This window comes from Streptomyces sp. NPDC052225 (genome assembly GCF_040679615.1).
Lineage (GTDB): Bacteria > Actinomycetota > Actinomycetes > Streptomycetales > Streptomycetaceae > Streptomyces.
Map to the genome: position 1 here is coordinate 1 of NZ_JBFAVD010000034.1, position 25141 is coordinate 25141.

Here is a 25141-nt window from a genome sequence, read left to right on the forward strand (position 1 = left end):
TTTGTACTCACCCTCTCGGGCTTTCCTCCGGGCGCTTCCCTTCGGTCTTGCGTTTCCGACTCTATCAGATCTTTCCGATCCGATTTCCTCGGGGTCTTGCTCCGCTTTCCAGGAATTCCGCTTTCGCGGTTTCCTTTCCGGCGGGGTCGAACTCTACCAGTCTTTTCTCGACCCTCTGACCAGTCGCCCCGCAGGCATGCGGAAATCGATCAGAGATAGGGTTTCGACTTGAGTAGATGCTGCCGGGATCCACCACGCTCATCGGCGTCGGCTGCTCCCAGGCAGGGGTACGACAGTACATGGCCGTCCAGGGCAGGCGCAAATCGTTTGCGTGGGGCCTCTACGTCAGCCAACCGGGACCTCTCATGCGGAACCGGGACTTTTTATGACTTACGCTTCTGAACAGTACGTCGTCGTCCAGGACAGCCAGTGACGACGATCCTGAATCCCCACCTCCTGGGAGGCTTGCCATGACCAGTGTGACGTCCCCGCTTGCTGGACGCGCCATCGGGCTCTCCGCCGTTCCGGACCCGGTGTTCTCCGGAGCCATGGTCGGTCCCGGCACCGCCATCGACCCGGTGCGCGAGCGCTCCGAGGCCGTCGCGCCCGTCGACGGGATCGTCGTGTCCCTTCACCCGCACGCCTTCGTCGTCGTGGACGAGGAAGGTCATGGGGTGCTGACCCACCTGGGGATCGACACCGTGCAGCTCAACGGCGAGGGCTTCGAGCTGCTCGTGAACAAGGGCGACACCGTGACGCGCGGGCAGTCCGTGGTGCGCTGGGACCCTGCCGCCGTCGAGGCCGCTGGGAAGTCCCCGGTGTGCCCGGTGGTGGCGCTCGAGGCGACGGCGGAGTCGCTGTCGGACGTGGTCGAGGACGGCGACCTCAAGTCCGGCGACGCGCTCTTCGGCTGGAAGTAGCGAGGCGCCGTCACTGACGGCCGGCAACGCAACCAACGCGGCGGCACAGTGCCGCCGCACTATCGGAGACGGGTGAGATGGAGACAACGCTGCGAGGCGTCGGCGTGAGCCACGGTGTGGCGATCGGCGAGGTTCGGCACATGGGAACAGCGGTGCTCGAGCCGCCGGCCAAGCAGATTCCGGCGGAGGAGGCCGAGCGCGAACAGGGGCGCGCCCGCCAGGCCGTCGAAGCTGTCGCGGCCGATCTGATCGCGCGCGGCAATCTGGCCGGTGGCGAGGCGCAGGCGGTGCTCGAGGCGCAGGCGATGATCGCTCAGGACCCCGAGCTGATCGCTGATGTAGACCGTCGTATCGCTGTCGGCAGCACCGCCGAGCGCGGCATCTACGACGCCTTCTCGCACTACCGCGAGCTCCTTGCGGGCGCCGGTGAGTACATGGCCGGTCGTGTCGCGGACCTCGACGACGTGCGGAACCGGATCGTGGCCCGCCTGCTGGGCGTTCCCATGCCGGGCGTTCCGGACAGCGACGAGCCGTACGTGCTCATCGCCCGTGACCTGGCTCCGGCCGACACGGCGCTGCTCGACCCCGCGCTCGTGCTCGGCTTCGTCACCGAGGAGGGCGGGCCCACCAGCCACAGCGCCATCCTGGCGCGCGCCCTCGGGGTGCCCGCGGTCGTGGCGCTGCCCGGTGCCGGAGAACTGGCTGAGGGCACGGTCGTCGCGGTGGACGGCAGCACGGGTGAGATCTTCGTGGACCCGACCGCCGAGAAGAAGGCCGCGCTCGAGGCCGCCGCTGCCGAGCGCAAGGCGGCCCTGTCCGCGTCCACCGGTCCCGGTGCGACGTCCGACGGCCACAAGGTGCCGCTGCTCGCCAACATCGGCGGCCCGGCCGATGTGCCGGCGGCCGTCGAGGCGGGCGCGGAGGGCGTGGGTCTCTTCCGTACCGAGTTCCTGTTCCTCGACGACAGCAAGAAGGCGCCGTCCGAGGACAAGCAGGTCGAGGCGTACCGGCAGGTGCTCGAGGCGTTCCCCGAGGGACGTGTCGTGGTGCGTGTGCTGGACGCCGGCGCCGACAAGCCGCTGGACTTCCTGACGCCCGTCGACGAGCCCAACCCGGCTCTCGGCGTTCGTGGTCTGCGGTCGCTCCTTGACCACCCGGAGGTCCTGCGCACGCAGCTGACCGCGCTGGCGAAGGCGTCCGAGGGGCTGCCCGTCTACCTCGAGGTCATGGCGCCGATGGTCGCCGACCGTGCCGACGCCAAGGCGTTCGCCGACGCGTGCCGTGAGGCCGGCCTCCAGGCGAAGTTCGGCGCGATGGTGGAGATTCCGTCGGCCGCGCTGCGTGCCCGCTCGGTGCTTCAGGAGGTCGAGTTCCTGTCGCTCGGCACCAACGACCTGGCGCAGTACACCTTCGCCGCCGACCGTCAGGTCGGTGCCGTGTCCCGGCTCCAGGACCCGTGGCAGCCCGCCCTTCTCGACCTGGTCGCGCTGTCCGCCGATGCGGCGAAGGCCGAGGGGAAGAGCTGTGGTGTCTGTGGCGAAGCTGCCTCGGACCCGCTGCTCGCCTGTGTGCTGACCGGTCTGGGTGTCACCTCCCTCTCCATGGGTGCCGCGTCGATTCCGTATGTGCGCGCGACGCTCGGCAAGTACACGCTGGCCCAGTGCGAGCGTGCGGCCGCGGCCGCGCGCGCCGCCGACTCGGCGGAAGAGGCTCGCAAGGCCGCTCAGGCCGTGTTGTCCGGCGAGTAGCAGCGTCGTAGGTCCCGTCCCGGAGGGCGCCCCACCAGAAGGTGGGGCGCCCTCCGGGCGTTCTGCGCCCGTGTGTTCGTTCAGTGGCGGTGGCGGCCTACCGGATCGGTGTCGGCCACTTCGGGCGCGGTGCAGTAGTCGATGTCGGGATCCGGGGCCTTGAGGTCACCGGAGACGACATCGACGCAGTAGGCGTCGAAGACCTGTGACCCGGTGAGCGGGCTGAGGGCTTCGTCCTTCAGGTGCCAGCCGTAGACGCGGTCGGTCAGGCCAGGGTTGCTGGTGCGCACGACGAGGCCGCACACGTTGTGCGTGGCGATGGCGAGCGCCAGGACCGTCGTGAGTTCCATGGCTTCGGTCTCGTCGAGGGTGACCCGGTCGGGCGCCGAGGCGTCGACCCGCAGCACGGCGTGCAGCGTCTCCCTGACGGTGGGCACGCTGCACACCCAGTGGTGGATGCCCACGCCGATCGTGTCGATCACTCGGGCGACCAGGTACGACGCTCGCGCGAAGGCGGTCCTGCCGATGTCCTCGCCGCAGGCCGCGCAGGGGCCGACCCGGGCCAGGAGCGAGGACGCGTACTCCCACGTCGCCTGGCGGACCGCCTCCTCCACGAGGTCCGGGACGAGGTCGGCCAGCGGCTGTCCCTCGTACGGGATGGACGGACCCGCCGAGGCCAGTTCGGCGGTGAAGCGGGTGCGGCTGGCCGGTGTGTCCGGTTCGATGCCGGTCTCCGCGCAGAAATCGGCGTACTCCTCGGGGTCGAAGAGGGCGATGGAGGTGTGGCCGCCTGCCGCTGCCGTGGATTTGAGGAGTCCCTCCACCTGCCGCAGGTAGGTCTCGTGGTCCTCGAAGGTGAAGCTGCGGTAGCGCCGCATCGCCGTGAAGTCCTGCTCGTCGGCCAGCAGGCCGATGGTGCCTGCCACTTCGCGGCGAAGGAGCTGCCGCATGCCCGCCGTCCGGCCGCGCTGAGTGTTCGTCATGATTCCCCCTGAGTGCGCTCGATCATCAATGCTCACTCAGAGTAACCACCGGCACTGACAATGCCGTCTGTCGTGACTCCGCGCGACCGGACTGGGGGCGGAGTCAGGAGCGTTTGCGGGCGATGTCCTCGTAGAACCGGAGCAGTTCGAGGCTGTCGACGGAGCCGGGGTTGACCGCCTTCTCCAGCGGCGTGCCCTGCAACAGGCGCTTCACCGGTACTTCGATGCGCTTGCCGGTGAGGGTGTGCGGGACGCCGGGGGCTTCGATGATCTCGTCGGGGACGTGGCGCGGCGAGAGGTGTTCGCGGATCGTCCGCTTGATGCGGGAGCGGAGGTCGTCGTCGAGGACGGCCCCGGGGGCGAGGTGGACGAAGAGGGGCATCCAGTAACCGCCGTCGGGCTGTTCGAGGCCGATGACGAGGGACTCGCGGATCTCGGGAAGGCGCTCCACCGCCTCGTAGATGTCGGCCGAACCCATGCGGACGCCCTGGCGGTTGAGGGTGGAGTCGGAGCGGCCGTGGATGACGACGGAACCGCGCGAGGTGATGGTGATCCAGTCGCCGTGGCGCCAGACGCCGGGGTAGGTGTCGAAGTAGCTGTCGTGGTAGCGACTGCCGTCGGGGTCGTTCCAGAAGCGGATCGGCATGGACGGCATGGGGTTGGTGACGACGAGTTCGCCGACTTCGTCGACGAGCGGGTTGCCTTCGGGGTCCCATGCCTGCAGGTCCGTGCCGAGCGCCGGGGCCTGGAGCTCGCCGATGTGGACGGGGAGGGTGGCGACCGCGCCGGCGAAGCAGGAGCAGACGTCGGTGCCGCCGCTGACCGACGCGATCCACAGGTCGGAGCGGACCTCGTCGTCCAGCCAGCGGAAGCCGTCGGGCGGGAGCGGGGAGCCCGTGGTGGCCACGCACTTGACCCGGGACAGGTCGTGGTCGCGGGACGGGTGCACGTCGGCCTTGGCGCAGGCCATGACGTACGCGGCGGAGGTGCCGAAGAGGGTCGCGCCCGTGCGTTCGGCGACGGCCCATTGGGCGCCGGTCTCGGGGTAGCCGGGGCTGCCGTCGTACGTGACGATCGTGGTGCCGGTGAGGAGGCCGGAGACGAGGAAGTTCCACATCATCCAGCCGGTGGACGTGTACCAGAAGAAGCGGTCGTCCGGACCCAGGTCGCAGTGCAGGCCGAGTTGCTTGAGGTGTTCGACCAGGATGCCGCCCTGCGACTGCACGATGGCCTTGGGCAGGCCGGTCGTGCCGGAGGAGTAGAGCACCCACAGCGGGTGGTCGAAGGGCACCGCTTCGTAGACGGGCGCCACGTCGGCGGAGGTGAGGGCCGCCCATTCCAGGGCGCCTTCAGGTGCCTCGGTACCGAGCAGTGGGATGTGCACCACCGCGCGGAGCGACGGAAGTTCGGAGCGGAGTTCGGCCACGGTGTCCGCGCGGTCGTGCTGCTTGCCTCCGTAGCGGTAGCCGTCGACGGCGAACAGGACGACGGGCTCGACCTGCTGGAAGCGGTCCAGGACGCTGCGCGCACCGAAGTCGGGGGCGCAGGACGTCCAGACGGCTCCGACGGCCGCGGTGGCGAGGAGTGCGACGACGGCTTCGGGGATGTTGGGGAGGTAGCCGCTGACCCGGTCGCCGGGGCTGACGCCGAGGCGGCGCAGTTCCGCCGCGAGCGAGCCGACCTGGCGGCGCAGTTCGGACCAGCTGACCGGGCGCGGTTCGTGCGACTCGTCGACGTGCAGGATGGCGGGCCCGTCCGCGCGTGCGGGGTCGTCCGCGGCGCGCAGGGCGTGCTCCGCGTAGTTGAGCGTGGCCTCGGGGAACCATTCGGCGCCCGGCATGGAGCGGTCGCCCAGTACGAGCGCGTAGGGGTGCGTGAAGCGCACGTCGAACCAGTCGGTGACCGCTTTCCAGAAGGTCTCGAGTTCCGCGATGGACCAGCGGTGCAGCGCCTCGTAACCGCCGTCGGCGGGAGCTCCGTAGCGCTCGGAGGCCCAGGCCTGGAACCGTGTGACCTGCGCTTCGGCGATCTGCTGCGGGTCGGGCTGCCAGAGCGGCTGGGGGTTCGCGGTGGACATGGGGCGGCTCCCGGGATGTACGCGGCGTGTGCGTCCTCGACGCGCACGGGCTGGGGTGTGCGCGTGACGCGGCTGACAGGACGATGCCACGTGATCGACTTCGGCACCAGGGTGCGCCGCGCCTGGTCCGTGACGTGAAGATGTGCTGGGGCCATGAGTGAACGGCAGTTGAACGCGGCACGCGCGCGTGGGCGTCGATGGCAGGGTGAGCAGCATGAACGGTCGTGACCTGGTGCGCTCGGTGAAAGCGGTCTCCGTGGTGGGTCCCGCGCAGGGGTTGCGCGCGGTGCGGGCCTCGTGGCGGCGGCGCCGGGTCGACGCGGCGGGGCTCGCGCCGCGGGGGCCGGAGCGGGCGCGGGTTCCGGGCGCCGTCGTCGGGGTGGATCCCGAGCCGGGTGGCGGTGTGGTGCGCTTCGCGCGGTCACGGCTGCGGATCACGGTGACGGTGGGCGGAGCCGTCTTCTGGGGGTGGGACGGCGCCGAGCCGGGGCCGTCGTACGCGCTGGCGGACGTCTGCCCCGAGGCGGATCCGCGGGCCGTGCTGGAGCCCGACAAGGACGGGGGCTGGCGGGTCGTCGCCGAGCGGGTGACCGTCGTGGTTTCCCGGCACGGTGCCGTCGAGGTGTGCACGCCGGGCGGTGTCACGCTGCGCCGTGATCTGCCGCCGCGCTGGTGGGAGCCGGAGGGCGGCGGCGAGGCGCGCTGGGTGCAGCGTGCGCAGGTCGCCGCGGACGCGCGCTTCTTCGGGCTCGGGGGGCGGGCGTCGGGGCCGCGTCTGCGCGACGGGAGCTACCGGCTGTGGAACACCGGTCCCGGCGGGTCGTTCGGCCCCGGCGACGATCCGCTGTCGATCACGATGCCGGTGCAGTTGGTGGTCGCCGACGCGGGCACGCATCTGGTGTTCCACGACAACACGTGGGACGGCGTGGTGAGTCTGCGGGAGGGCCGGGAGGGTGCGGGGTCGGGGCACGACAGCTGCGGCTCGTGCGAAGTGCGCATGGAGGGCGGTCCGTTGCGGTGCTGGGTCGTGGTGGGCACGCCCGCGCGCGTGCTGCACACGTGGGCGCAGCTGACGGGTGCGGCCGCGGTCCCTCCCGCGTGGGCGTTGGGTCATCAGCACGCGCGGTGGGACTTCGGCAGCGAGGAGGAGGTGCGCCGGGTCGTCACCGGCTACAAGGAGCGCGCGCTGCCCTTGGAAGCGGTGCATCTGGGCATCGACCACTATGCGGCGCGGCAGGTGTTCACCGTGGATCGCGAGCGGTTCCCTTCCTTGCCCCGGCTCGCCACGGAGCTGCGCGGGGAGGGGGTCCGGCTGGTGTCCGTCATCGACCCGGCGATCAAGGCGGAGCACGGCAACGCGGCGTACGACGCCGGGCGGGCGATCGACGCGTTCGTGCGGGACACGGCGGGCAGGGCCGTCCGAGGCGTCGGGTGGCCGGGTGAGTCGGTGTTCCCCGACTTCACGGCGGAGCGTGTGCGCAAGTGGTGGGGCGGGCTGTACGAGGAGCGGCTCGAACAGGGCTTCTCCGGGTTCTGGCTCGACATGAACGAGCCGGCGTCGTTCGCCGCGTTCGGGGACACCACGCTGCCCCGGTCGGCCCGTCACGCACTCGACGGGCGTGGTGGGGACCATCGGGAGGCGCACAACGTGTACGGGCTGTGCATGGCGCGGGCCTGCTACGACGGGATGCGTGAACTCCAGCCCCGGCAGCGGCCGTTCGTGCTCTCACGCTCGGGGTGGGTGGGGATGCAGCGCTACGGAGGGGCCTGGCCGGGGGATGGGGCGACGGGGTGGCCTGGACTCCGCGCTTCCTTGTCGCTCGTCGTGGGGCTCGGTCTGTGCGGAGTGCCGTATGCGGGTCCTGATGTGGGCGGCTTCGACGGACACCCCTCACCCGAGCTCTACTTGCGGTGGTTCCAATTGGGCGCCTACATGCCGCTGTTCCGTACACATTCGGCGCTGCGGGCCGGCCGGTGTGAGCCGTGGGAGTTCGGGGACGAGGTGCTCGGGCACGCGCGTGCCGCCCTGGAGGAGCGTCGACGGCTTCTGCCGTACTTCATGACGCTGGCGCATCTGGCGCGGCGTACCGGCGCTCCTTATGTGCGTCCCTTGTGGTGGGGCGCTCCGGAGGACCGGAGTCTGCGGGACTGTGAGGACGCCTTCTTGTTGGGTGACTGTCTTCTGGTGGCTCCCGTCCTGGAAGCGGGAGTTGAGCACAGGACGGTGCGGCTGCCGCAGGGACGGTGGTACGACACGGCGACGGGCGAGGTCTTCGAAGGGCCGGGGTCGGTGAGGGTGGCCTGCCCCTTGTCGCGGATCGCGGTGCTTGCGCGGGCGGGGTCGGTGCTCCCCGTGCGCGGCCGACACGGTGGCGTGGAGCTGGAGGTGTGGGCGCCGGCGCCGGGGCGGACAGGCGGCGGCCTCGTCGTCCGTGATGCCGGTGACGGCTGGGAGGAGCCCGTGATCGAGCGCTTTCAGGTGCAGTGGGCCGGCGGGCGCGTGGTCGTCGCGGCGGAGGGCGGCGGTGAGCCCTCGTGCCCGGTTCGCGTGCGGGGCGTGTGAGCGGCTGCACGTGGAGCGGCTCTACACGTAGCGGCCCTCGAACCAGCCCTTGACGGCCAACGTGTGGAGCGGGAAGGCCAGTTCGGCCGGGCGGCGCAGCAGGTGCCAGCCGTCCGTCTCGTCCGTCGGCGCGCTGACCGGCAATTGGGCGGCCGGGCGCTCGGGGAGCAGTCCGAAGAGGAGGAGGTGGCCGTCCGGGGCGCTCATCGCGTCCATGAGGCGTACGTCGCGGGCCGCCGCGTCGATGCCGGTCTCTTCCCTGAGTTCGCGGACGACGGCGTGCCGCCAGTCCTCGCGGTCGTCGATGAAACCGCCGGGCAGTGCCGCTTCGCCGCGCGCGGGCGCGATGGTGCGGGTGATCACGACGAGTGCCGTGCCGGTCGTGTCGTACGCGGGTTGCAGGGCGACGGCGACGGGCAGCGGGTTGCGGTAGGCGACGGACGCGCAGGCCGGGCAGGTGCGCGGCCAGCCGCGCACGTCGGCCCCGTAGGCGGCTCCGCAACTCGAACAGTGGGAATCCGGAACGGGGTTGGGCGTGGAGGGCGTGGATGCGGACACGGCGCGGACTGTATCCGATCACCCGGTTCCGGTCTCCCCCGGAGGGCAGGGGGACACGGGCGCGACCGGAAGCACCCCCGTGGTTCCCGGTCGCGCCCTACCGATACACGGACGCACAGCGCGCGCACATGGTTCTGCGGGACCCCCTGACGCCGAACGGTTGCCCGTGGCACACTTCTGACGTTCCGTCAGATCTACTGCCGGGGAGGCATCGTGGCACGCACGCGCACACCGGTCGTCGCCGATTGGTTCGCCGGAGAGGGGGCCGACTTCCGCCTCCTCGGGACGCGCTGCTCGGCGTGCTCGTCCGTCTTCTTCCCCCGTGAGGACGCGCTGTGCCGCAATCCCGGGTGCGCGGGCGGCGAACTGGTGGAGGTGCCGCTGTCGCGGCGCGGCCGCGTCTGGTCGTACACCGACGCCCGCTACCGGCCGCCGGAACCTTACGTCTCGGACCGGGAACTTCCATGGGAGCCCTACGCGTTGATCGCTGTGGAGCTTGCGGCAGAGCGACTCGTGGTGCTCGGCCAGGGGGCGCCCGGGGTCACCGTGGCCGATCTGGAGGTCGGCATGGAGGTGGAGGTCGTCCCGGGAGTGCTGAACGAGGAAGCAGGAGACGGCGCGGAGGGCGAGGAAGGGGACGGCGGAGCAGGGACGGTCTGGACGACGTGGCACTGGCGGCCGACGGGGGTGGCGGCATGACGGGCGAGGTGGCGGTACTCGGGGCGGGTATGCATCCCTGGGGCAAGTGGGGGCGCAGTTTCGTCGAGTACGGGACGGCGGCGGCGCGGGCCGCGCTCACCGACGCGGGGATCGACTGGCGCGACGTGGGATCGGTGGTCGGTGCGGACACGGTGCGCGGTGGCTATCCGGGGTACGTGGCGGGGGCGACGTTCGCCAAGGCGCTGGGGTGGCAAGGGGCCCGGGTCGCCAGCGTGTACGCGGCGTGCGCGTCGGGTGCGCAGGCGGTCGACACCGCGCGGACACAGATCCTCGCGGGGCTCGCGGACGTGGTGCTCGTAGTGGGCGCCGACGCCGCTCCCAAGGGGTTCTTCCGGCCGGCCGGAGGGGACCGGCCGGACGACCCCGACTGGTTGCGCTTCCGGGTCCTCGGGGCGACGAACCCGACGTACTTCGGTCTCTACGCGCGCCGCCGGATGTCCTTGTACGGCGACACGTTGGAGGACTTCGCACAGGTCAAGGTGAAGAACGCCGCCTCGGGGGCACTGAATCCGCTGGCGCGCTACCGCAAGGAAGTGACGGCCGAGGAGGTCGCCGGGTCGGCGGTGGTGGCCGATCCGCTGCGGCTGCTCGACATCTGCGCCACGTCGGACGGGGGCGCCGCTCTGGTCCTGTCCAGCATGGACTTCGCCCGGCAGCACGGGGCGGCGGACCCCGTACGCATACGCGCGGTCTCGACGGTGACGCCCACGTACCCGAACACGGTGCTTGACCTTCCCGACATCGCCACGGACTCGGCGGCCGGGGTCGAGCCGCAAGGGCCGGCCTTCCGGGCGTCCATCGCGCGCGCCGCGTACGAGGAGGCGGGTGTCGGGCCCGACGACCTGTCGCTCGCGGAGGTCTACGACCTGTCCACCGCGCTGGAGTTGCAGTGGTACGAGGACCTGGGCCTGTGCGGCGAGGGCGAAGGCGCCAAGCTGCTGCGGGAAGGAGCGACCGCGCCCGGCGGCCGCATACCCGTGAACGCCAGTGGCGGGCTCGCCTCCTTCGGGGAAGCGGTTCCGGCGCAGGCCATCGCGCAGGTCTGCGAGCTGACCTGGCAGTTGCGGGGCGCTGCGGGCGCGCGGCAGGTGGCGGGCGCCCGGGTCGGGATCACCGCCAACCAGGGGCTGTTCGGGCACGGTTCGGCCGTCGTCGCCGTACGCTGACCGGCCTCGGCGCACGCTGCGTGATCAGGCGGGAATCCTGCGTGAACAGCGCGTGAACTGGGCCTGGAGGTGCTCCTGGGGCGCCCATCATGCTCCCGTGCGCTCCTGGACGGACACTCTCCGCTTCGCCTTCCAGCCCGTGGTCAATCTGACGACGGGGACCGTCGCGGCGCTGGAGATACTGGCCCGCCCGGAGGCAGGCGACGTTCTGGCCCGCGCGCAGCGCGAGCCAGAACTCGACGGCCGGCTGGCGGCGTCGGCGGTCCGGGACGCGGCACGTCGGGAGACGCTGCTGCCGCTGCATGTGAACGTGTTCGCGGGCACGCTCGCCGACCTCGGCGGTCTCGCGGCGCTGCGGGACGCGGTGCGGGCGGTGGGGCGGCTGCCGTGGGAGATCACGGTGGATGTGTGCCCGCCGTTCACGCACGTGCCGCACCGGGCCCTCCTGGAGGGGGTGTCGGCGCTGCGCGGCGAGGGCTTCCGGATCTGTGCCGACGGCGTGGGCGACGGCGACGTACCGCTGCGGCTGCTCGACGATCTGGCGCCCGACCTGCTCAAGCTGGACGCGTCGCTGCTGTCGCGGACGGCGACGGTGCGGGCGATGCGGACGCTGTGCGAGGAGCTCGGTGCGCTGCTCGCGGTGGAGGGGGTGGAGACGGAGAAGCAGTGTGCCGTGGCGCGGGACGCCGGGGCGCAGTTGGCGCAGGGAGCCCTGTTCGCGCCACCGGCGCGGCTGCCCACGGTCGAGGTGTACGTGCCTCAACTGCCCACGTCCATCGGCGCGTTGCGGCCTGCCGGGCCCTCGGTGCGGGAGTTCGTACGCCCCGCCGCGCTGCTGCCCGATTCGGCGTCGGCCGAGCAGGTGCGGACGCTGCTCACCGGCGCGCCCGAGGTGTCCGGGGTACTGCTCGTGGACCGGGGTGGGGCGCCGGTGCGGTCGGTGCAGCGGGACCGGTTCCTGCTGTCGCTGTCCGCGCGGTACGGGCATGCGCTGTACGCCGACCGGCCCGCCGCCCGGCTGGGCGACCGACCGCGAACCGTGGGTGTCACGGCGACCGCGTGGGAGGTGCTCGACGTGGTGGCGGACGGCGAGCACAGCCGCACCGCCGACGATGTCGCCGTGGTCGACGACGACGGGCGGTGCGTGGGCGTCGTACGGCTCGCCGATCTCGTACGGGCGCTGGCCGAGAGCCGGGTGGAGCAGGCGGCCGGGCTCAATCCGCTGACCAGGCTGCCGGGTTCGGACGCGGTGACCGGTGAGGTGGACCGGTGGGTGGCGCAGGGGCGGGGCTTCGCGCTGAGCTGGCTGGACATCGACGGGTTCAAGCAGGTCAACGACGGGGCCGGGTTCGCCGCGGGCGACGAGTTGATCCGCGCGGTGGGGCGGGTGCTCGCGCGCGCGGAGTCCGACGCGGTGCGGGTCGCGCACATCGGCGGTGACGACTTCCTGGTGCTCGCCGATCCGGCGGGGCTCGGGCCGCTGGCCGCGGAGGTGCTCGACGCGCCCTGGTCGGCGGGCGGCCGGGCGGTGACGCTGTCGCTCGCGACCGTGGTGTGCCCGCCGGGGAGCGTGCCGGACCATCGGCGGGCGGCTGCGCATCTCGCCCCGCTCAAGAAGGCCGCGAAGGCGCTGTCGGGGGCGAGCTGGGTGTGCGGGCAGGCGGGGCGGGACGGCTTCGAGGTGCGGCGCGGTGCGGCCGCGGCGGCCGCCGTACCGACCCGGGGCGGTGCGCCGCGGGCCTCGTAAAGGCTGTCTCAAATGCCGTGCCACCGACGGCAGTTCGCGGAGTGTTCGCCCCCGGTCAACCAGTGCGGTCCGCGACCTTGACGCTCCAGTACGGCCGGTGAACACTTCCGGGTGTCAGTCGGCAGCGTCGCATGTCGGCCCACCGTCGCACGGGGTCCTTTCCTGCCCTTGAGGCGCTTCCTGTCCGGTCGTGGCAGGTCAGGGCCGCTCCCCCACGCACGATTCCGACTGTGCGGGCACGCTCGTCACGGACGCCGGGCGGGGCGCGGGACTCCCCTGCCGTCGGCTTACGTAGCCAGAACCAGCCATGGGAAACGCACCCTGCACGGAGGACCGGGGCGTACCGCTCCGGGCGAGGGCCTAGGAGCCGCCATGAGCAACGGAGACATCTTCATCGGTGAGGTCATCGGCACCGGCATCCTGATCCTGTTCGGCGCGGGCGTCTGCGCCGCGGTCACTCTCAAACACTCCAAGGCGAGAGCCTCCGGGTGGATCGTCATCGCGTTCGGGTGGGGGTTCGGCGTGCTCGCCGGGGCCTACACCGCGGCGCCGCTCTCGGGCGGCCATCTCAACCCCGCCGTCACCATCGGCATCGCCGTGGACACCGGCAAGTGGGACAAGGTCTGGGTCTATCTGCTCGGGCAGATGGTCGGTGCGATGCTGGGCGCCGTCCTCGCGTACCTGGTCTATCTCGCGCAGTTCAACGCCAATGTGAGCTCGGGCGTGAAGTCGGCGGACGCCGAAGCGGTGGAGGAGGACGGTCCGACGCCGACGCTCGGCATCTTCTCCACGATCCCCGAGATCCGTAACCCGGTCGCCAACCTGATCACGGAGATCATCGCGACCGTCGGTCTCGTCCTGCCCATTCTGGCCTTCGGCCTGACCAAGGGCCTCGGCGAATCCGGCACGCAGGTCCTCATCGTTGCCCTGCTGGTGGTCGGCATCGGTCTGTCGCTCGGCGGGCCGACGGGGTACGCCATCAACCCGGCGCGCGACCTGGGCCCGCGCATCGTCCACCAGTTCCTGCCCATCCCCAACAAGGGGACGTCCGACTGGGGTTACGCCCTCGTCCCGGTCGTCGGGCCGCTCATCGGCGGCGCGCTGGCGGGGCTCATCTACAACGTGGCGTTCTGAAGCACGCCTTCCGCACAGCCGCCGTCCGAAGCATTCCCGGCAGCCTCCACACGAACGACCGTCTTCTCACGAAGGGGTAGCCATGCCCGACACTTCCGTGAAGTACGTCGCCGCCATCGACCAGGGGACCACGTCCAGCCGCTGCATCGTCTTCGACCAGAACGGCGCCATCGTCGCCGTCGACCAGCGTGAGCACCGTCAGATCTTCCCGAAGCCGGGCTGGGTGGAGCACGACGCCACCGAGATCTGGTCCAAGGTCCAGGCGGTGGTGGCCGGCGCGATCGCCAAGGCCGGTCTGCGCGCGGACCAGCTCAGCGCCCTCGGCATCACCAACCAGCGCGAGACGACGGTCCTGTGGGACCGGTCGACCGGCAAACCCGTGCACAACGCGATCGTGTGGCAGGACACGCGGACGTCGGGGCTGTGCAACGAGCTGGGCGGCTCGGACGGGCAGGACCGTTTCCGCGATCAGACGGGCCTGCCGCTGGCGAGCTACTTCTCCGGGCCCAAGGCCGCCTGGCTGCTGGACAACGTGCCGGGCCTGCGGGCGCGTGCCGAGCGCGGCGAGATCGCCTTCGGCACGATCGACTCGTGGCTGATCTGGAACCTGACCGGCGGCACCGACGGCGGCGTCCACGTCACCGACGTCACCAACGCCGGCCGCACCATGCTGATGAACCTGGAGACCCTCCAGTGGGACGCGTCGATCCTCTCGGCGATGAACGTCCCGGAGGCCATCCTTCCGGAGATCCGTTCCTCGGCCGAGGTGTACGGGACGGCCGTCGGGCAGCTCTCCGGTGTGCCGGTGGCCTCCGCGCTCGGCGACCAGCACGCGGCCATCTTCGGGCAGGCCTGCTACGACGCGGGCACGGCGAAGAACACGTACGGGACCGGGAGCTTCCTGCTGCTCAACACCGGGAACCGGCCGGTGCCCTCGAAGAGCGGGCTGCTCACCACACTCGGCTACAAGATCGGCTCCGAGGCGCCCGTGTACTGCCTGGAGGGGTCGATCGCGATCACCGGCGCCCTGGTGCAGTGGTTCCGCGACCAGCTCGGCATCATCAAGTCGGCCGACGAGATCGAGACGCTGGCCGCGAGCGTGGACGACAACGGCGGCGCGTACATCGTGCCCGCCTTCTCGGGGCTGTTCGCGCCGTACTGGCGTTCCGACGCGCGCGGTGTCGTCACCGGGCTGACCCGGTACGTCACCAAGGCGCATCTGGCGCGGGCCGTCCTGGAGGCGACGAGCTGGCAGACACGTGAGGTCGTCGACGCCATGTACCAGGACTCCGGGGTGCAGATCACGACTTTGAAGGTCGACGGCGGCATGACGAAGAACAACCTCCTGATGCAGCACCAGGCGGACGTTCTCGGCGTGCCCGTGGTCCGGCCCAAGGTCTCCGAGACGACGTGTCTGGGCGCGGCCTACGCGGCCGGGCTCGCGACGGGCGTGTGGAACGACCTGGACGAGCTGAAGGCGCACTGGCAGAAGGACGCCGAGTGGACGCCGTCCATGGACACGCAGGTTCGTGACCGGGAGTACGCCAGCTGGCGCAAGGCGGTGGAGAAGAGCTTCGGCTGGCACGAGGACGGGGCGTGAGCGCTCGGGGACGCCAGCCGTAACGGCAGGGCACGCGCTGGCGTGAGCGCTCGGGAACGGCAGCCGTAACGGCAGGGCACGCGCGCGTAGTGGCTTTTTCGTCGCTACGCGCGCGTGCGCCCGCGCTCAGGTGGCCGCCGGTTCCCTGCGGCGCTCCGCGGCCGCCGCCGCGTGCTCGACGACGCCGATGAGGACGTCCTTCACGGACTCCTTCTCGCGGGCGTCGCAGAGCAGGACGGGGACACCGGGGTCGAGGTCGAGGGCCTGGCGCACCGAGTCGGCGGGGTAACGGGCGGCCCCCTCGAAGCAGTTGACGCCGACGACGAACGGGATGGAGCGCCGCTCGAAATAGTCCACGGCGGCGAAGCAGTCCTCCAGGCGGCGGGTGTCCGCGAGGACGACCGCCCCCAGGGCGCCGGTGGCCAGCTCGTCCCACAGGAACCAGAAGCGGTCCTGGCCGGGGGTGCCGAAGAGATACAGGACGAGGTCCTCGCGGAGCGTGATCCGGCCGAAGTCCATGGCCACCGTGGTGGTGTGCTTGCCCTCGACGTGCCGGGTGTCGTCGACGGGGCGGCCGGCCTCGCTCAGCAGCTCCTCGGTGCGCAGGGGCCTGATCTCGCTGACCGCACCGACGAGGGTCGTCTTGCCCACGCCGAAGCCGCCCGCCACCAGGATCTTGAGCGTGACGGGCTCGACGGGGGCCCTGCCGCGCTCGGAACGCCCGAAGATCATCGGTTGTCTCTCCTGCCTCACTGCGGTCGCTGGGTCGGGGGGTGGCGGCAGGGTGTCAGAGCGCCCTGAGGCCGTCGATCACGTCGCGGAGGATGCTCGCGTCGGGCAGTTCCGCGGGGGGCACCGGGCGGGTCACGTGGACCAGCTGATCGTCGACGAGGTCGCCGATCAGGACGCGCACCACGCCGATGGGAAGGTCGAGTTCGGCGGCGAGCTCGGCCACCGACTGCGGGCTGTCACCGCACAGTTCGACGATGTCGACGTGTTCCGGTGACAGCGTCTGGTCGGCCACCGCCTCGGCGCCGCGGTGTTCCGCGACGACGACGGCGATCAGGTCGAGGCGATGCTGGGCCGCGCTGGTGGTGCGGCCGCGTGTCATGGCGTACGGACGGACGACCGGCCCGGCTTCGTCGTCGAACCAGTGGTGCGTCTCCTGCGTCCCCTCACCGTCTGCGCTCATGCCAACCCACTACCCTCCGGCGGGCAGATCCGTGCGCGGAGCCGTCCCGAGATGTGCGCCGACCCTCTTGACCAGCAGGGTCATCTCGTAGGCGACGAGGCCGACATCGGAGTCCGCGTCGGACAGGACCGCGAGGCAGCTGCCGTCGCCGGCGGCGGTGACGAACAGGAAGGCGTCGTCGAGCTCGACGACGGTCTGCCGGACGCCGCCCGCGTCGAAGTGACGCCCGACGCCCTTGGCGAGGCTGTGGAACCCGGAGGCGACGGCGGCGAGATGTTCGCCGTCCTCGCGGCTGAGGTCCTTGGAGACCCCGGTCGGGAGTCCGTCTCCGGAGAGCACGATCGCCTTGCGGATGGCGGCGACGCGCTCGACCAGGTCGTCGAGGAGCCAGTTCAGCTCCCCCGAACCACCGTTCGTGGTGTACGCGGTGGCCTTCGGTGCGGTCATCGACCGTCCCCCTCAGAAGTTGTTCCCTGTGCTGTGCCGTCGGCGCGCTCGTCGCCCGCGGCGGTGTCCAGTGCGTTCTCTTCGCGGCCGCGCCGCCAGCCGCGCTGCAACGAGGCCATCCTGCTGCGCACCTCGTCGGCGTCCCGGTCCGTGGGCGACGCGGCGGTCGTCTCGTCGCGGTCCTTCGTGCGGTCGGCGCGCAGGTCGGGCCCGTCCTTCAACTGCGGAGCCAGGTTGGCCTGCCGTACGCGGCGGGGCAGGCCTCCGACGGTCGCGTCCGGCTGCTGCTCGGCCCGGGCCGGGACGGGTGCGGGGGCCGCCTCGGTGGCGCGGGCGCGCCGTCGGGGCAGGTCGGCGAGCGGCGTCGTCGCGCTCTCCCCCGGTGCGGGGGCGCTCGGCCGGCGGTCGTCCTCGCCGGGACGGCTGTGCCCGACGGGCCTGCCGTGCGAGCTGACGAGCTTGGGGACGCCACGGCGCGGCAGCGGCACGAGGCCACCGGGCCGCGCGTCGCGGGAGCCGGTGTGGCCGGGGCCCGCGCCGTCCTCGCCGTCGGACGCCTGCTGGTGCTGCTCGCCCGACGTGCCGGCGACCGCGCGGCGCGGCCGGAAGAGCCCGCCGCGTTCGCTGTCCTCGTCGCCGAGCGCGCCGGGGAACGCCGTCATGTCCGAGGTGGTCAGCGGCGCCTCCAGCTCCACCGGGCCGTCGAGCACGGAGGCGGGCAGGCCCGGCAGTCCCTCGGAGGAGCCGAGGCGGGTGGTGTCGCGTCCGCTCGGCTTCGTGCGGCGCGCGGCGTCGGGCCGGTCGAGGCGGAAGCCCGCGCCCTCCGTGTCGGGGGCGTCGGTGAGCAGCGTGTCCGGGATGAAGACGACGGCCGTGGTGCCGCCGTACGGCGACGGCTGGAGGGAGACGCGGACGTTCTGGCGCTGGGCGAGGCGGCTGACGACGAACAGGCCGAGCCGGTCGGTGTCGGAGAGTTCGAACTCGGGGGTCTCCGCGAGCCGCAGGTTCGCGTCGAGGAGGGCGTCGGGGGCCATGCCGAGCCCGCGGTCGTGGATCTCCAGGGTGAAGCCGTTCGCGACGCGCTCGCCAAGCACCTGCACGGCGGTGTGCGGGGGCGAGAACACCGTGGCGTTCTCCAGGAGTTCGGCCACGAGGTGGGTGAGGTCGGCGACCGCGGGGCCCGTCACGGCGATGCGCGGCAGTCGGCGTACCTCGATGCGCTCGTAGTCCTCGACCTCGGCGACGGAGGCCCGCACGATGTCCATGAGCTGGACGGGCTTGCGCCACTGCCGGGACGGGGCGGCGCCGGAGAGGATCACCAGGCCCTCCGCGTGGCGGCGCATGCGCGTGGTGAGGTGGTCGAGGCGGAACAGGTCGGCGAGTTCGTCGGTGTCCTCGGTCCTGCGCTCCATGGTGTCGAGCAGGGTCAGCTGCTTGTGCAGCAGGACCTGGCTGCGGCGGGCGAGGTTCACGAAGACCTCGGAGACGCCGCGGCGCAACTCGGCCTGCTTGACGGCCGCTTCGACGGCGGACCGCTGAAGGGTGTTGAGCGCCTGGCCGACCTGCCCGATCTCGTCCTTGTCGTACTCCAGGCGGGGGGCCTCGGTCTCGACGTCGACCTCTTCGCCAGCGGCGAGGCGGCGCATCACGCTCGGCAGCCGGACGCCGGAGGACTCGTGGGCCTCCAGGCGCAGGCGGCGCAGGTCGCGGACGAGGCGGCTGCCGATGCGCAGCGACAGGAAGACCGAGGAGAGCAGGGCGAGCAGGCCGAGCACTCCGGCGATCCCGGCCAGGAGGAACACCTTCACGGCGACGGGGCGGGCGCGGACCTGGTACCGCTCGGCGGCGTCGGTGTTGCGGTCGACGAGCTCGTCGAGGACCGCGCCGGACGCCTTGTCCCAGCGGTTCGCCGTGACGCCTGTGGGCGTGCCGGGCCTGCCGTCCACGACGGCGTCCTCGGCGGTGCGCAGCGGGTTGGTGTCGGGGCCGCGCCAGTACCGCTCGTAGCGGGAGCGCTCGTCGTCGGGGAGCAGCGCGAGGTTGGTCTCGTACAGGAGGTTGCGCTGGGCGACGAGGTCGGAGACCTGCCGCAGTTCCTGCTGCGTGAGGCGGCGGGCGACGAGCCCGGAGCCGACCAACGCGTCCTCCTGGGAGAGGAGTTCACGCGCCTTGAGGATGCCGACGAGTGCGCGGCCCTGGCGCTCCACCTTGGCGTCGTCGAGGGCGGTGAGGTCGAGCAGGAAGGTGTAGGTGGGCGCGATGAGGTCGTTGTAGAACTCGAGCGCCTGGGCGCGGGTGACCGTGCCCTCGTCGATGTTGCGGCGCAGCGACTCGATCCCCTCGAAGCCCTCGACGACGGTGTCGAGGGTGCGGCGGGCGTCGCCGTCCAGGTCGTCGCGCAGGTCGGAGTCGCGGGCCTTCTCCTTGATCGCGCTCATCGCCTCGTCGGAGGCGCTGCGTCTGATCCGCAGCTTCGACTGGGCGTCGGAGGCGCGCGGGTCCGCGAGGTAGACCAGCGTCTGGCGGCGCTCGTCCTGGAGCACCCTGCTCGTGTCGCTCAGGGGGTAGCCGATGGCGTCGGCGACACGGCCCGCCGTGATCAGCTGCACGGCCGCGCGTCCCGTGATGACCGAGGCGAAGGCCCAGATCGCCGTCAGCGACAGCAACGGCACCATCAGCAACGCCACGATCTTCCGGCGGATGGACTTCCCGCGAAAGCGCATGGCCTCCCCCAGATCGACCCCCGACAGCCAGGGGCACACATGTGCGTCAACAAACGGCGCGAGCCTACTACTGAGACAGGAGCAACTCGAAGGCCTGTCCGGATGCTGTTCGGCTCAACACCGTTGCGGAGATCATGAGTTGTCCGGGCATTGCGGGAGATTGCATCCCGGGATCGGGGCAGGACGGGAGGACGACATCCGGCCTGTCGTCCACGACAGTTGGCCGGAATCCGACGCTCCTCGCCCTCTCCTCGGCCCCCGCCAGGACAACTGTCCGCATCCCGACGGGATCACGTCCCTGTTCCGGGAATCTTCACAGGCCCCCGTTCGTCCCTCCTCATGGGACGTGAGCGGGTCGTGCACGGGCGCCGCACGGGCGGCGTAAAGCAGAGCAAACCGGGCAGTCACTGTGGGGAGCCGGTGCGGGGGCATCGGTCGGCGGCCCGGGATCGGTGGGGAGTGGTGCAGTGATGGACACGGCGGAGCGGCGCGAGTTGTGGGTCGAGGAGCCGGCGAAGCGACGCCGCATGCCCGATCCGGTGCGCACGGCGGCGGTACGGGCGGTGCTCATAGGCTCGTTGACCCTCATCCAGGCCATGGTCGCCGTGCTGTGCACGCTGGCCGACTCCTGGCTGGCGTTCCCCATGGTGCTCAGCAGCGTGGGCAGCACGGTGGTGGCGACGTGGGGCGTGCTGGACGTCTGGGTCACCCGGCAGGTGTGGAACCAGCGGCACGGTGTCGTGTCCGTCCCGGCCAGCACGGCCCGACGGCTGCGCAAGGAGCGCCGTCAGGCCCGTCGCGCGGCACGCCGTCGGGCTCCGGAGAACATACGCGGGCGGCGCGCGGCCGGGCAGCTGACGCACTCGTGAGGCCGCGCCCTCAACCGGCCGCGGGCTCCGGTCGCTTGAACATGCGCGTGGCCGTGATCTCGCCGTGCACCGTCTCCCCGTCCGGATCCTGCTGCGGCAGCCCCGGGCGCAGGTGCTCCTCGACGCTGATGTACTTCAGGCCCGCCCGCAGGTCCGCGTCGTTGCGCAGCCGGATCACCAGCGGGAACTCGGCGAGCGCCGTGGTGTCGAACAGGCCGGTGGTGTACAGGAGTTGGACACCGAGCGCGTCCGAGACCGCTCGCTGGAGCTCCAGCAGATAGGTCGCGTTGGCGCGGCCGATCGGGTTGTCGAGGAACAGCGTGCCCGCGTGGCGGTGCTTGTCACGACCCCGGTCGTTGCTGCGCAGCGCGGCCATCGTGCAGTACAGGGCGATGGCCGCGGTGAGCAGCTGTCCGCCGGAGAACACGTCGCCCATCTGCCCGACAGGCACCCGCTCGGCACGCAGCACCGCGTCCGGCTTGAGGATCTCGACGGCGATGCCCTTGGGTTCGAGGGCCGAGGCGACCCCGCGCAGCAGCAGGGACATGCCGTCGCGCCGCAGGTCGGAGTTCTTCTTCACGGCCGCGCGGGTCGCCTCGTCGATGACCTCCCCGAGCCGCTCGGTGAGCGTGGCCTGATCGGGCTCCTCGAAGCGGATCCGCAGGAACTCCTGCCCTGACCACTCGCCGAGCCCCTCGGGCAGCCGGGACAGCCGCTGGGCGGAGCGCAGCGTGGCGAGCGCCGACTCGACCAGGCCGCGCAGGCGGTCCACGATCGAGTCCCTGTTCCGCTCCAGCTGCGCCAACTCGTCGGTCAGGACCCGCAGTCGGGGCGCAAAGGCGTCCGCCCACTTCTGCGCGTGCTCCGGCAGCGCCGCCGCCGGCAGCTCCCTGATCTGCTGCCGCGCGGGCGTGCGCACCGCTTCGTAGCGCGTCGAGTTCGCATGCCGTACGAGGATGTCGCTCGCCTCGCGGACCGCGGCCTCGGCGGCGGACAGATCGGCGGAGCAGCCGCGCAGCGAGCGCCGGGTCTCGGCGGCGGCCGTACGGGCCTCCTCCAGGGAGCCGGGGTAGGGCTCGGGCTCCTCCTGCTCCTCGGTGTCGGCGGCGTGGTCGCGGAGCAGGTCGCGCAGGAGCGCGGCCGTCTCCTCGAAGCCGCCCGTGCCGTTCTCGGCGGCGCGGTGCGCGTCCAGGAGCTCGCCGTGCGCCGCGCGTGCGGTGGCCAACGCGTCGGTGCGCAACGCCAGTTCGGTGGTGGCCGTGCGGAGCAGGGACTGCGCGTGCTCGGCGTCGCGCGGGATCAGCTCCTCGGGCAGCTCGGTGTGCGCCTCGCCGTCCTCGGGGGCGAGCCGCTCGGCCTCGCCGCGCAGCCGGCCGAGCTGTTCGCTGGACGCGGAGGCCCGGGTCTCCAGGAGCTGGACGTGCTCCTCGGCGCGCCCGGCGGCGGCCTGCCGGGACGGTCCGTCGGCGCCCTCGGGCGATTCGAGGAGGGCGGCGGCGCGGGTGCGGACCTTGTTGCTGAGCCGGTCAAGCTCGGCGAGCGCGGCGCTCTCGTCGCTCTCGGCACGGGCCTGCTCGGCCCTCAGGTCGGCGCCGACACCGACCTTCTCGTAGACCTGGGAGGCGGCGCGGTACGCCTCGCGCAGCGCGGGCAGCGAGGCCTTGGGGGCTTCGCCGTCGAGGCTCTCGGGGACGTCGTCGGGGGCGCCGGCGATCTCGGCGCGCTCGGCGCGCAGCGTGCGGGCGGTGCGCCGCGCGTCGTCGGCGGAGCGCTGGGCGGCGCGGCGGTCCTCGTCGGCGGCACGCGCGTGCTCCAGGCAGGACTGGGCGCGGGCCTCGGACTCGACGGCCTCGTCGGCCAGTTCGCGGACCTTGGCCTGCCAGGCGGAGCGCTCGCGCAGCCGGTAGGCGAGACCGGCCAGGGCGTCCGCGGCGCGGCGCGCCTTCTGCGCGGCTTCCTGGCGCTCGTCGCGGACGCGGGTCGCCTCGACGGCGCTCTCGTCGGCCTCGGCGCGCACGGTGCGGGCCTCGGCCAGCTCGGCCTCGGCCTCCGCGGCGAACGTACGGGCCTCCTCCGCCGCCGTCGCCAGCTCGGCGAGCCGCCCCGCCGGGCAGCCCGAGCGCCACGAGCTGAGCCGGGCGGCCAGCTCGCGGTCCTTGGCCAGGCGACCCGCGAGCGCGCGGATGTCCTCGTCGCGCTGGGCGGCCCGCGCGCGCAGCGCCTGCCGCTCCTCGTCGGCGGCGTGCTCGTCGTGCATGGCCGGGTTCGGCGGTACGAGGAAGACGGCTGTGTCCTCGGGGTACGACGCGTTCTCCGCCGGGGTCGGGGCGAGCAGCGCGGCGGCGGTGCCGACGGCGACGGCGGACCGGGGCAGCAGGGCGGCGCCGGCGAGCGCCTCGCGGGCCCGTACGTGGGAGGCGGGGTCGGTGATGATGACGCCGTCGACGAGCTCGGGCCGGGCGGCGAGCACGCGCGCGTGGTCGGCCGGGTCGACGGACTGGGCGAGATAGCGCCAGCCGGGCAGCGCCGGGATGCCGTGCTCGCCGAGGAACTCGACGGTGGCAAGGACGTCCGGGCCCGGCGGCAGCAGACCGCCGTCGCCGAGGGCGCCGAGGATCCGGGAGTCGTCGGCGGCCGCGGTGCGCAGTTCGAAGAGCTGCCGCTCGGCGGAGGCGACGGAGTCGTCCAGGAACGTCTTGAGGTCGTCGGCCACGCGGTCGAGGTCCTCGGGGGTGAGCGGACCGTCGTCGGCCGCGGCCCGCGCGCGGACGGCGCCGGGGAAGCCTGCCTCCTGCGGGGCGCTCGCCCCGCTGTTCACCCCGAGGAGCTCGGCGAGACGCTCTTCCCCCGCCAGGGAGGCGGCCGCCCGCTCCTCCGCCCGGTACGCCTGCTCGGCGGCGCTCGCGGCGTCCGCGGCGCGGGCCGCGGTCAGCTCGGCGCGGGCCTCCGCGGCGGCTGCCTCGCGCGCGTGCTCGGTGGCGCGGCGAGCGGCCTCGCGCGCGGTGTCCCAGGCGGCGACGGTGGACTTCTCGGCGTCGGACGCGGCGAGCGCGGCACGGGCCGGATCTGCGTCGGGCGCGCTGTCGTCGATCCAGCCGGCCCTGACCGCCTCGGCGGTCTCCTGCTCGACCTCGCTCAACCGCTGGCGCAGATGCCCGAGTTCACTGCGGGCGCGCTGTGCCTCGGTGGCGGCGGCGGTCGCGTCGCGGTGCGCGGTCTCGCCCGCCTCCTGGAGGACGGCGGACCGCTCCTCCTCCTCGTTCGCGTGCGCCTCGGCCTTCTCGGCGGCGCCGTGCAGGGCCCGTACGAGATCGGAGGCGGCCTTGGCGCGGGCGGCGAGGGCGGGGGCGGCGTCCCGCTCGGCCTCGCGGATCGCGACGGCCACGCGCGCGGAGCGGTCGGCCGCCGCGCGGTGGCGCAGGACGGCTTCGGCGGCCTGCCACGCGGAGAGCAGGGTGCGGGCGTCGGCCATCTCCCGCTTCTGCGCCGCGGCGGCCTTCTCGGCGCCCGCGAGCGCCAAGGAGGCGTGCCGGTAGGCGAGTTCGGCCGCGATGAGCGAGCTGCGCTCGCGGGCGGTCTCGGCCTCGGTGACGGTGTGCGCGGCGGCGGTGACCTGCTGGGCGAGGTCTCCGGCGCGGCCCCGCTCGACGGCGGCCCGCGCGGAGAGCCGCCGGGCGAGCGTACGGGTGCGGCGCTCGGCGGCGGCATGGATGTCGCGCGCGCGGGAGCGCGTGTCGGCGGCCTCGACGATGCGGGTGAGCAGGTCCACGGAGCCGGCCGTGAAGTCGCGCTCGGCGATCAGCTCGGAGCGGCGGCCCAGCTTGTTCCCGAAACCGCTGACGAGGTCGGCGAGGCCGTCCGTGTCGCGCGTGTCGGTGACGGCGCGCAGCAGCAGGTCGGTGAAGTCGGAGTCCTTCTTCACGGCGAACAGGCCGGCGGCCTCGCCCTCGTCCGCGTTCATCTCGCGCTGGTAGCGGAAGAGTTCGGGGTCGAGGCCCAGGTCACCGAGGTGCTCGTTCCACCGGTCGTGGATCTCCTCCCAGTTCACGTCGAGATGCGGGTACGCCTTGCCCGCCTCGGTCAGCGCGTCCCGGAAGCCCTTCATGGTGCGCCGCCGCCCCTGGGCGCCGGACGCGCCCTCGGCGACGGGACGCACGGCCGTCGACTCGGCGACGGGCAGTGAGTCCAGGCTCAGGCCGGGCCCGGGCCGGAAGGAGTACCAGGCTTCCGCGAACTTCTTGGGGTCGTTCGACACCTGCCGTCCGCGCCACTCGCTGACCTTGCCCACGACGACGCACTCGCCGGTGAGCGTGTGCTGCCACTCCAGGGCGACGTGCCCGCAGTCGTCGGCCAGGAGGAACTTGCGCAGCACGCCGGAGCTGGCGCCGCCCAGCGTGTTCCGGTGGCCCGGGAGCATGACCGAGAAGATCAGCTTGAGCAGCACGGACTTGCCGCCGCCGTTCTCCAGGAAGAGCACGCCGGCCGGCGCGGGGCGGCGCGGCGGTCCGACGGGCTCGTCCTCGAAGAACTCCGCCTGGGCGGGCGCGGGGTCGGGCACGGGCGCGCCGACGCCCCGCAGGTCGAGCACGGTGTCGGCGTAGCGCGCACCGGCGGGACCGATGGAGTAGAGGCGGACCCGGGACAGCTCGTACATGGCGGACTCTCGTGGTAGGTACGGAAGTTGAGGAGCTCTG

At 72.4% G+C, this 25141-nt stretch carries 17 protein-coding genes; 9 read left to right on the forward strand and 8 right to left on the reverse strand.

The annotated features are described in order from the left end of the window. Positions 1-470 precede the first annotated feature (470 nt). Both AB0L37_RS33635 and ptsP read left to right on the forward strand, forming a co-directional pair. Positions 471-920 carry a PTS glucose transporter subunit IIA gene (locus tag AB0L37_RS33635; RefSeq protein ID WP_365514242.1) on the forward strand — a complete coding sequence of 150 codons (450 nt, stop codon included), beginning with the start codon at positions 471-473 and terminating at the stop codon, positions 918-920. Between the two features lie 77 nt (positions 921-997). Then, positions 998-2668: a phosphoenolpyruvate--protein phosphotransferase gene (ptsP, locus tag AB0L37_RS33640; protein WP_365514245.1), complete on the forward strand. Its 1671-nt coding sequence runs from the start codon at positions 998-1000 to the stop codon at positions 2666-2668. Between the two features lie 80 nt (positions 2669-2748). Here the strand turns inward: ptsP and AB0L37_RS33645 are convergent, their stop codons facing one another. Next, positions 2749-3651, reverse strand: coding sequence for a hypothetical protein (locus AB0L37_RS33645; RefSeq protein ID WP_365514248.1), 903 nt, complete (start codon positions 3649-3651; stop codon positions 2749-2751). A 103-nt stretch (positions 3652-3754) separates the two neighbouring features. After that, a complete protein-coding gene (locus AB0L37_RS33650; protein WP_365514251.1) occupies positions 3755-5728 on the reverse strand; it encodes an acetoacetate--CoA ligase in 1974 nt (657 codons plus the stop codon). Between the two features lie 214 nt (positions 5729-5942). Between AB0L37_RS33650 and AB0L37_RS33655 the strand changes: the two genes are divergently transcribed. Next, positions 5943-8291 carry a glycoside hydrolase family 31 protein gene (locus AB0L37_RS33655; RefSeq protein WP_365514254.1) on the forward strand — a complete coding sequence of 783 codons (2349 nt, stop codon included), beginning with the start codon at positions 5943-5945 and terminating at the stop codon, positions 8289-8291. 21 nt (positions 8292-8312) lie between these two features. Here AB0L37_RS33655 and AB0L37_RS33660 read toward each other — a convergent pair whose 3' ends face one another. Beyond that, the gene (locus AB0L37_RS33660; RefSeq protein ID WP_365514257.1) at positions 8313-8849 is read right to left on the reverse strand and encodes an NUDIX domain-containing protein; all 537 of its coding nucleotides are present in this window, start codon (positions 8847-8849) and stop codon (positions 8313-8315) included. 213 nt (positions 8850-9062) lie between these two features. On the opposite strand from AB0L37_RS33660, the gene AB0L37_RS33665 reads away from it, so the two are divergent. The 5 genes from AB0L37_RS33665 to glpK all read left to right on the forward strand — a co-directional run bounded on the left by AB0L37_RS33665 (position 9063) and on the right by glpK (position 15216). Next, positions 9063-9548: a zinc ribbon domain-containing protein gene (locus AB0L37_RS33665; protein ID WP_365514260.1), complete on the forward strand. Its 486-nt coding sequence runs from the start codon at positions 9063-9065 to the stop codon at positions 9546-9548. Next, entirely contained in the window at positions 9545-10735 is a 1191-nt protein-coding gene (locus tag AB0L37_RS33670) for a lipid-transfer protein (RefSeq protein WP_365514263.1), read from the forward strand. Before AB0L37_RS33665 ends, AB0L37_RS33670 begins: the two co-directional genes overlap by 4 nt. Positions 10736-10832: 97 nt before the next feature. After that, positions 10833-12482 carry a GGDEF domain-containing protein gene (locus AB0L37_RS33675; RefSeq protein ID WP_365514266.1) on the forward strand — a complete coding sequence of 550 codons (1650 nt, stop codon included), beginning with the start codon at positions 10833-10835 and terminating at the stop codon, positions 12480-12482. 372 nt (positions 12483-12854) lie between these two features. After that, complete coding sequence (locus AB0L37_RS33680; RefSeq protein WP_365514269.1) at positions 12855-13616, forward strand: MIP/aquaporin family protein; 762 nt, start codon at positions 12855-12857, stop codon at positions 13614-13616. An 82-nt stretch (positions 13617-13698) separates the two neighbouring features. Then, on the forward strand, positions 13699-15216 hold the full coding sequence (gene glpK, locus AB0L37_RS33685; protein ID WP_365514272.1) for a glycerol kinase GlpK: 1518 nt from the start codon (positions 13699-13701) through the stop codon (positions 15214-15216). Positions 15217-15342: 126 nt separating this feature from the next. Here the strand turns inward: glpK and AB0L37_RS33690 are convergent, their stop codons facing one another. The 4 genes from AB0L37_RS33690 to AB0L37_RS33705 are packed head-to-tail and all read right to left on the reverse strand — an operon-like array spanning position 15343 to position 19578. Further along, the gene (locus tag AB0L37_RS33690; RefSeq protein WP_365514275.1) at positions 15343-15948 is read right to left on the reverse strand and encodes an ATP/GTP-binding protein; all 606 of its coding nucleotides are present in this window, start codon (positions 15946-15948) and stop codon (positions 15343-15345) included. Between the two features lie 55 nt (positions 15949-16003). Further along, positions 16004-16408 carry a DUF742 domain-containing protein gene (locus tag AB0L37_RS33695; RefSeq protein WP_365514278.1) on the reverse strand — a complete coding sequence of 135 codons (405 nt, stop codon included), beginning with the start codon at positions 16406-16408 and terminating at the stop codon, positions 16004-16006. 9 nt (positions 16409-16417) lie between these two features. Next, the gene (locus AB0L37_RS33700; protein ID WP_365514281.1) at positions 16418-16855 is read right to left on the reverse strand and encodes a roadblock/LC7 domain-containing protein; all 438 of its coding nucleotides are present in this window, start codon (positions 16853-16855) and stop codon (positions 16418-16420) included. Next, the gene (locus tag AB0L37_RS33705; protein WP_365514284.1) at positions 16852-19578 is read right to left on the reverse strand and encodes a nitrate- and nitrite sensing domain-containing protein; all 2727 of its coding nucleotides are present in this window, start codon (positions 19576-19578) and stop codon (positions 16852-16854) included. Before AB0L37_RS33705 ends, AB0L37_RS33700 begins: the two co-directional genes overlap by 4 nt. Positions 19579-20030: 452 nt before the next feature. Here AB0L37_RS33705 and AB0L37_RS33710 point away from each other — a divergent pair, with 452 nt between their 5' ends. Then, on the forward strand, positions 20031-20447 hold the full coding sequence (locus AB0L37_RS33710) for a hypothetical protein (protein WP_365514287.1): 417 nt from the start codon (positions 20031-20033) through the stop codon (positions 20445-20447). A gap of 10 nt (positions 20448-20457) precedes the next feature. Here the strand turns inward: AB0L37_RS33710 and AB0L37_RS33715 are convergent, their stop codons facing one another. Then, positions 20458-25101 carry a hypothetical protein gene (locus tag AB0L37_RS33715; RefSeq protein ID WP_365514290.1) on the reverse strand — a complete coding sequence of 1548 codons (4644 nt, stop codon included), beginning with the start codon at positions 25099-25101 and terminating at the stop codon, positions 20458-20460. Positions 25102-25141 lie beyond the last annotated feature (40 nt).

Coding starts and splice junctions, on each gene's coding strand:
- AB0L37_RS33635 (WP_365514242.1), top strand. CDS start 471: ATGACCAGTGTGACGTCCCCGCTTGCTGGACGCGCCATCGGGCTCTCC.
- ptsP (WP_365514245.1), top strand. CDS start 998: ATGGAGACAACGCTGCGAGGCGTCGGCGTGAGCCACGGTGTGGCGATC.
- AB0L37_RS33645 (WP_365514248.1), bottom strand. CDS start 3,651: ATGACGAACACTCAGCGCGGCCGGACGGCGGGCATGCGGCAGCTCCTT.
- AB0L37_RS33650 (WP_365514251.1), bottom strand. CDS start 5,728: ATGTCCACCGCGAACCCCCAGCCGCTCTGGCAGCCCGACCCGCAGCAG.
- AB0L37_RS33655 (WP_365514254.1), top strand. CDS start 5,943: ATGAACGGTCGTGACCTGGTGCGCTCGGTGAAAGCGGTCTCCGTGGTG.
- AB0L37_RS33670 (WP_365514263.1), top strand. CDS start 9,545: ATGACGGGCGAGGTGGCGGTACTCGGGGCGGGTATGCATCCCTGGGGC.
- AB0L37_RS33680 (WP_365514269.1), top strand. CDS start 12,855: ATGAGCAACGGAGACATCTTCATCGGTGAGGTCATCGGCACCGGCATC.
- glpK (WP_365514272.1), top strand. CDS start 13,699: ATGCCCGACACTTCCGTGAAGTACGTCGCCGCCATCGACCAGGGGACC.
- AB0L37_RS33690 (WP_365514275.1), bottom strand. CDS start 15,948: ATGATCTTCGGGCGTTCCGAGCGCGGCAGGGCCCCCGTCGAGCCCGTC.
- AB0L37_RS33695 (WP_365514278.1), bottom strand. CDS start 16,408: ATGAGCGCAGACGGTGAGGGGACGCAGGAGACGCACCACTGGTTCGAC.
- AB0L37_RS33700 (WP_365514281.1), bottom strand. CDS start 16,855: ATGACCGCACCGAAGGCCACCGCGTACACCACGAACGGTGGTTCGGGG.
- AB0L37_RS33705 (WP_365514284.1), bottom strand. CDS start 19,578: ATGCGCTTTCGCGGGAAGTCCATCCGCCGGAAGATCGTGGCGTTGCTG.
- AB0L37_RS33715 (WP_365514290.1), bottom strand. CDS start 25,101: ATGTACGAGCTGTCCCGGGTCCGCCTCTACTCCATCGGTCCCGCCGGT.